Here is a 6,237-nt window from a genome sequence, read left to right as displayed (position 1 = left end):
CTGCCTCTCCGTTGCGCTACGAGTCCCGCAACGTGTCCTTCGGTACCTCCTGCTGTTGGAGCATCGGCGGCGCTGTGTTCTTTGGCGGAGCGGAGGCCTCGGGCGAAGACACCTTCGAGGGCCTCGCGTTCCCCTACCACAGACTTGAGGGTGTCAGTCGCCAGATGGGGCGGATCGAGCTGATTGCCGGCCCCCTGCTCAGCGTGTCTGTGCGGTATGACGACGAGGGCAATCCGACCTCGAGTCTCTACGAGTACGGTCCGGGACGGCTGTCGGCGCGCGCACCGGCAGATTTCAATGGTGTCGGGTGGACCTTCGCTGCCTCGCTGAGGGGTCTGACCGTGGACGTGGGGTGCGAGCCGACCGAGTACGACGAGTGCTTCGATGGATGGCCGTACGGCGAAGTCACCGCCGCCCTCGGGCCCGGCCTGTTCAGCCCGGAGATTGCTGCGGCCCTCGGCGTCCTGCGCCAGAGCCGTGGCGGCTCGTACTGGATGGCCATCGACGAGATCGAGGGGTCCGTGGGCGATGAGGACCGGGTCGGTCCAAAGAACCTCTCGGGGCTGACGGTGCACGCGGTCGTCCCCGAACCGGGTCTGGCCCTGCTGTCGCTGGTCGGGCTGGGTATGGTCGCCTGGCGGCGCCCTCGCCGATCACGGCGGGACCGCGACACGTCGATGACCGCGTGAGCTGCTCGCGCGGACCCTTGCGTAGCGCTACGCAGGACTGCGAAGGCACAGCGCTGCATTCGTGGCCGTCGCGCTGCCGACGGCGGCACCGTCCCGAGACACGCCAGCCCGCTGAGCCGCCGCGGTCAGGGCGTCAGGACACAAGGTGCGAGAGCACGTCGCGCCCGCGTGCCGAGAGACGGTAGCCGACCTCGAGGCTCTCCGTGAGCCCGAGGTCCTTCAGTTGGCGTACGCGCCGCTTGAACGTCGGGAGTGCCATGCCCACCGTCGGCGCCAGCACGCGCGCCACGGTGCCAGGGTGATCGCCGATCAGACGCAGGTACGTCGTCGTCCACGGTGAGGTCGCCGCGGCATCGAGTCGGGCCAGTCGCGTGGCGATCGTGGCGAGATCGTCCGATGTCGGGCGCTGCTCTCGAAGGGCGATGCGCGGATCCTCGCCCACGACGCGGAGTTCGATCCGCAGCAGCGTCCCGTCGCCAGCGAGCGAGGCGCGCAGGTCGTCTGGCGAGAGACCCGTGCGAGCGACCTCGTCGGCGGTGATGTCGCCCTCGTCGACGATGGTCACCCTGTCGAGGGACAGCACGCCAACCGGCGAGCGCAGCGTCGCGCCGTCGGTCGGCGGCGCCTTGCGCCAGCGCCTGAACGCGAGCGTCACACGGCCGTCGGCGATGCCCTGCAGGATGTCCTGGCGGAACAGCATCACTCGCGAGTATCGCTGACTGTCACCCTGCGGCGCGGGTCATCGTTGCGCAGGGTGCTGCCGGTCACCCGGCTGCGGGCAGCACGCCGACGAGCCTAATCGCCCCACCGTGTTCGCGCCGCCCCGCGGCGGCGTTGATCCGGACAACGTGACGCTTCGCGATGACCGTTGAGGACGTGCGGGACCCCTCGTCCGCCGACGCGCCCTGGATCTCCATGCGCGCGGCCTTGGTGCGCGCCGTGCGCCGCCAGTGCCCGCGCTGGCTGAGCGATCACGCCGAGGACCTCGCCCAGGCCGCGCTGGTCAAGATCATGGCCGCCGCAGACACCGGTGAGGGGAATCGGACCCTCTCTTCGTTCTATCTGTACAGAGTGGCGCACAGCGCGCTGGTCGACGAGATTCGCCGGCGCCAGCGGCGCCGCGAGGTGTCGCTGGTCGACGAGGACCCGGACGACGAGCGCTCCGTTCGCATCGAACCACGCGCCGACGCGGATCCCGAACGGGACGCGTCGATGCAGCAACTGGGTGAAGCGGTCCGTGCCTGTCTGCTGGCCATGGGGGCCGACCGGCGGCAGGCGGTGATGCTGCACCTGCAGGGGCATTCGGTGCCGGAGACGGCACGACTGCTGGGCTGGCCGGCAAAACGGACGGAGAACCTCGTCTACCGCGGACTTGGCGATCTGCGCCGCTGCCTGACGACGAAGGGGCATACGCCATGAGTACCCCCGAGCAGCCCGACGTGGAACGCCTGCGGCAGGCCCTGGCCAGCCTGGGCGACCAGTCGCAGTGGCCGGACGTGGACGCCGAGCGGCTGTTCGCGGCGCTGCATGGCGAGATCGACGCCGAGGCGCGGCGCAGGATCGTGGACGAACTGATCGAGAACCCGCGGGCGGCCGCCGTGTGGCGCCTGGCCCGAGAGCTGGATCCCGTCGCGGCGTCGACTGCCGCGACCGCGCCCCTGGCGCCCACGACGAAGACGCGGTCCTGGACGTGGCTGCCGATCGCCGCGACGCTCCTTCTCGCGGTGGGTGGGGTCTGGCAGTTCGTTCCACGGGAGTCGGACGCGCCGACATATCGGAGCAGTGAGATCCGGCGCATCGACTCACTACTGCCCGAGGGCGGCCGTCTCTCGCGCGCCGAGCCGTCGCTGCGCTGGAGCGCCATCGCGGGTGCCCGCTATCGGGTCCGCGTGCTGACGCCGGGCCTCGACGTGCTCGACGAATCGGAGGACCTGGAGACGGCGACGTACCGCCTCTCGCCGACAGTGCTGAGCCGGATTCCCGCCGGGGGACGGCTGCTCTGGCAGGTCGAGGCGAAGACGGCGGGCACCGATCCCATCGTCTCGCCGACGTTCAGCGCCACGCTCGACTGACCCTGCGGCCCGTGCCGCGCAACACGAAGCGGATCGCTTCAGAGCCGCCGAACTTGTCCGGCGGTCATCTTCAAAGGAGCACCGAGATGCGTACGCACTCACTCGTCACGTTCATCAGCGGACACCGCGGACGACTCGCCTGCCTTGCTCTCTGGCTGCTCGCCACCGTGCCGGGTGGCGCCCAGGTGGCCACCCGGACCGGCACGCAGATCGATACCGGCCTGCTCAGCTTCTTCTCGGAGGCGAACCGGAGCGTCAAGGTGACGGTGACCGAACTCGGCGCGCGCACCGTGCAGTCGCAGGTCCGCATCACCTTCCTCGATAGCGCCGACCGCGTCGTCGGCCGCCAGGACGGCGTGCTTGCGCGCGGTCGGCCGGTGTCCTTCGAACTGCCGCTCAGCACCAGCGAGACGCAGGTGCAGTTGCGCGCGTCAGTCGTGCTCATCGGCGCAACCGGACGTCCGACCACGCCGGTCGTCACGCTGGAGGACGTCGACGCGAACTCGTTGACGATTGGGCAGCGCATCACCTGCGCGCCGCCGGCATCGCGCGAGGGTCCGGTCACGCCCTACTGCCCAGGCACGGTCATCAGCAGCTTCACGATCGGCGGCTGAACCCATGGCTGGCGTCGGCCTCGGCGGCGTGCTGGGACTGGCGGTGACGGCCTGGACGGCGACGGTCATCGGTACCCAGGCGCCCCCGCCGGCGCCTCCGACCTCGCCGTTCGAGGCGTGCGCCGCGTCGGCGGCCACGCCGCGCACGCAGGCGCACACCCTGTGCCTGTACCGCGTTGCCGTGCGAGAGCGCCGGCTTCCGGAGGTGCGGGATCGGCTCGTGCGGCTTGGCGCAGGGACTGCCGACCATCCCTGGCCGACGATGGTGCTCGGCTACGCGACGCAGGAGGACGACGAGACCCGGGCGCTGCGCCTCTACGAGACCGCAGCGCGCGGCTTCGTCGCGCAGCGCGATCCCGAAGGCGAAGTGCTCGCCCGGCACAACCTCCGCAACCTGTACTTCCGTCGAGGCGGCGCGGCGGCGGCGGCCGAGCAGGTCGCGCTCGCGCTGGCCTCGGCCGAGACCTCGGGCCAGCCGCTGACCATCGCTCGCGCGTCCGTGCTCGAAGCCAGCCACGTCGTCCAGGCGGGTGGCGACTTTGGCCGCGCCTGGCGCACGCTGCAGCGCGCGCAGCGACTCGCCTTCCCGGACGGCCCGATCGGGCTGCGTCGCTCGATTCTCCTGGCGCTCGCCAACGCCAGCTTCTATCTCGGGCGCCTCGACGAGTCGATTGCCGCCCTCGAAGGCCATCGCGCGCTGATGGCGGAAGACGGCTCGACGGTGGACGCCGCGACGGTGGCCTTCAATCTGCTCAACGCCCGTCTGACGCGCGCCGAGCAGCGCCCGCGACCCGGCGCACGTGAACGCCTGACCAGCGAAGCGACGGGCGTGCTCGCCGAGGTCCAGCGGCTGGCCCGGCCCGCACTCGTCGCGCAGACGCATCGCGTGCTCGCCGACCTGACGCGGACCACCGACGCCACCTCGGCGGCGGCACACCTGCAGCAGTGCCTCGCGCTCGAGAAGTCGCTCGAGCAACCCGAGCTGCGCGCCAGCTGCCTCTGGACGCAGTCGCTGCTCGAGGCGCGGCGCGATCCGGCGCAGGCCGAGCGCGCGAGCCGTGCGGCCATCGACGCGCTGAAGGCCACACCGAACAGCCCGCTGCTCGTGTATGCCTGGCAGGCGCGTCTCCGCTTCACGTGGCACACGATGCAGGAAGACGCCGCGATCCCCGCCGCGCTGCAGGCACTTGACGCGATCGAGCGCCTGCGGGCACGGCAGCAAGACGAGGGCACGCGCGCCGGTGTGTTCAGTCAGTGGGCCCGCGACTACTACTGGCTGGTCGGACAGTTGCTGCAAGCCGACACGCCGCGACTGGCGCAGGCGTTCGAGGTCGGCGAGCGCCTGCGGGCGCGGACCCTGCTCGAGCATCTCGCGCGCTCGGGCGTCGCGGCTCCGGCGCAGGGCGGACCGACACCGCAGAGCGACGCTCGGGACCGCGTGCGACAGCGCATCGTCGATGCGCAGAGGCGCCTGCTGGGGGCGACAGCCCGCTCGGAGAGCGGGCCCTACCCGGGAGGTAACGAGCAGCGCGCGCTGCTCGACCAGCTTCAGTTGCTCGAGCTCGAGGAGCGCGATCTGGACACGAGCGCCGGCGCCGCGTCGTCGCACCCAGTGGCGTTCGCGACGCTCGACGACGTCCAGCGTGGCCTCGACGACTCGGAGGCCCTGCTCTGGTACTCGATGGCGCCGTGGGAAGACGTGTACGGCGACTTTGGTGGCGGCGCCTGGCTCGTCACTGTCACACGGCGGGACGTGCGCGTGCACCGGTTGCCGTCCGGTGTCGATCTCCAGAGCCAGGTGACGGCGTTCGTCGGCTTGCTGCGCGATCGTGATCGGCCCGCCGATCGCTGGGCGCCCGCCGCCGAGCGTCTCGGACGCACGCTGGTCGAACCCGCCCTCGGTGACCTGCCGCGCGCCGTCCAGCGGCTCGTCATCGTGCCGGATGGCGACCTGCACGCCTTGCCGTTCGAGGCACTCACCACCGGGGCCGGGTCGCGCCCGTTCGGCGAACAGTTCGACATCGCGCTCGTCCCGTCGGCCACGCTGTGGCTGCGCCTGCGTCGGCAGCGGACACCGGCGACGATGCGCACGGCGCTCGTCCTTGCCGATCCCGACCTCGCTGGCGGTGTGGCCCTCGACGGCAGTCGCCTCGGCGCGCTGCCATGGGCCCGGCGCGAGGCGCATGCGATCGCGCGCACCCTGCAGCTCGACGACAGCCAGGTGCGCGAGGGCCGTGGCGCCTCCGAGCGATTCCTCAAGTCGGCGTCGCTGCACGACGTCGCGGTGATCCACCTCGCGGCCCACGCCAGGGCGGACGAGGCGTTCCCCGACCGGTCGGCGGTGTTCCTCGCGCCTGGCGATGCGGGCGAGGACGGCTGGCTCCAGCCACGCGAGATCGCGGCGCTCTCGTTGGCGGGCCGGCTCGTGGTGCTGTCGGCGTGCGAGTCTGCTGGCGGCTCGGTGCTCTCCGGTGAGGGGCCCCTCAGCCTGGCACGGGCGTTCTTCGCCGGCGGCGCCGACACCGTCGTCGCCACCCGCTGGCCGCTGCGCGACGATGACGCGGCGTTCCTGATGGAGCGCTTCTACAAGGCCCTGCACGACGGCAACGGCGCGTCCACCGCGTGGCGCCTGGCACGACGCGAGGCGATCGACCACGGCCTGCCCGTGAGCGCGTGGGCGTCGATCGTGGTCCTCGGTGAGGGGCACCGACCACCGCTGGCGGCCGCACCGCCGCAGTCATTCGCCAGGCACTATCTCGTCGCCGGTCTCGCGGTCATCGTGGCCGCCGTCGCGGCGGTCGTGGTCGGAGGACGACGCAGAGGCCCTGCGAACACGTGAGGGGATTGCGCGCCCCGCTTCGT

6 protein-coding genes are annotated in these 6,237 nt (G+C 71.6%); 5 read left to right on the top strand and 1 reads right to left on the bottom strand.

Annotated features, from left to right (window positions below):
* Positions 1–11: 11 nt before the first annotated feature.
* Positions 12–689, top strand: a complete 678-nt coding sequence (locus ACIRDX_RS10030; protein ID WP_396625280.1) for a hypothetical protein — start codon at positions 12–14, stop codon at positions 687–689.
* 133 nt (positions 690–822) lie between these two features.
* Here ACIRDX_RS10030 and ACIRDX_RS10025 read toward each other — a convergent pair whose 3' ends face one another.
* Positions 823–1,389, bottom strand: a complete 567-nt coding sequence (locus ACIRDX_RS10025) for a hypothetical protein (RefSeq protein ID WP_396625279.1) — start codon at positions 1,387–1,389, stop codon at positions 823–825.
* Positions 1,390–1,550: 161 nt separating this feature from the next.
* On the opposite strand from ACIRDX_RS10025, the gene ACIRDX_RS10020 reads away from it, so the two are divergent.
* The 4 genes from ACIRDX_RS10020 (at position 1,551) to ACIRDX_RS10005 (ending at position 6,214) form a co-directional block, all read left to right on the top strand.
* On the top strand, positions 1,551–2,108 hold the full coding sequence (locus tag ACIRDX_RS10020; protein ID WP_396625278.1) for an RNA polymerase sigma factor: 558 nt from the start codon (positions 1,551–1,553) through the stop codon (positions 2,106–2,108).
* Positions 2,105–2,761, top strand: a complete 657-nt coding sequence (locus ACIRDX_RS10015) for a hypothetical protein (RefSeq protein ID WP_396625277.1) — start codon at positions 2,105–2,107, stop codon at positions 2,759–2,761. The genes ACIRDX_RS10020 and ACIRDX_RS10015 overlap by 4 nt, the downstream gene beginning before the upstream one ends.
* An 86-nt stretch (positions 2,762–2,847) precedes the next feature.
* On the top strand, positions 2,848–3,375 hold the full coding sequence (locus tag ACIRDX_RS10010) for a hypothetical protein (protein ID WP_396625276.1): 528 nt from the start codon (positions 2,848–2,850) through the stop codon (positions 3,373–3,375).
* Positions 3,376–3,379: 4 nt separating this feature from the next.
* On the top strand, positions 3,380–6,214 hold the full coding sequence (locus ACIRDX_RS10005) for a CHAT domain-containing protein (protein ID WP_396625275.1): 2,835 nt from the start codon (positions 3,380–3,382) through the stop codon (positions 6,212–6,214).
* The last annotated feature ends 23 nt before the right edge of the window (positions 6,215–6,237 follow it).

Origin of the sequence: Luteitalea sp., assembly GCF_044337415.1 — a bacterium.
Taxonomy (GTDB): domain Bacteria; phylum Acidobacteriota; class Vicinamibacteria; order Vicinamibacterales; family Vicinamibacteraceae; genus Luteitalea.
The sequence above is the reverse complement of the archived record's forward strand: the minus strand, read 5'-3'. Positions and strand labels throughout refer to the sequence as shown.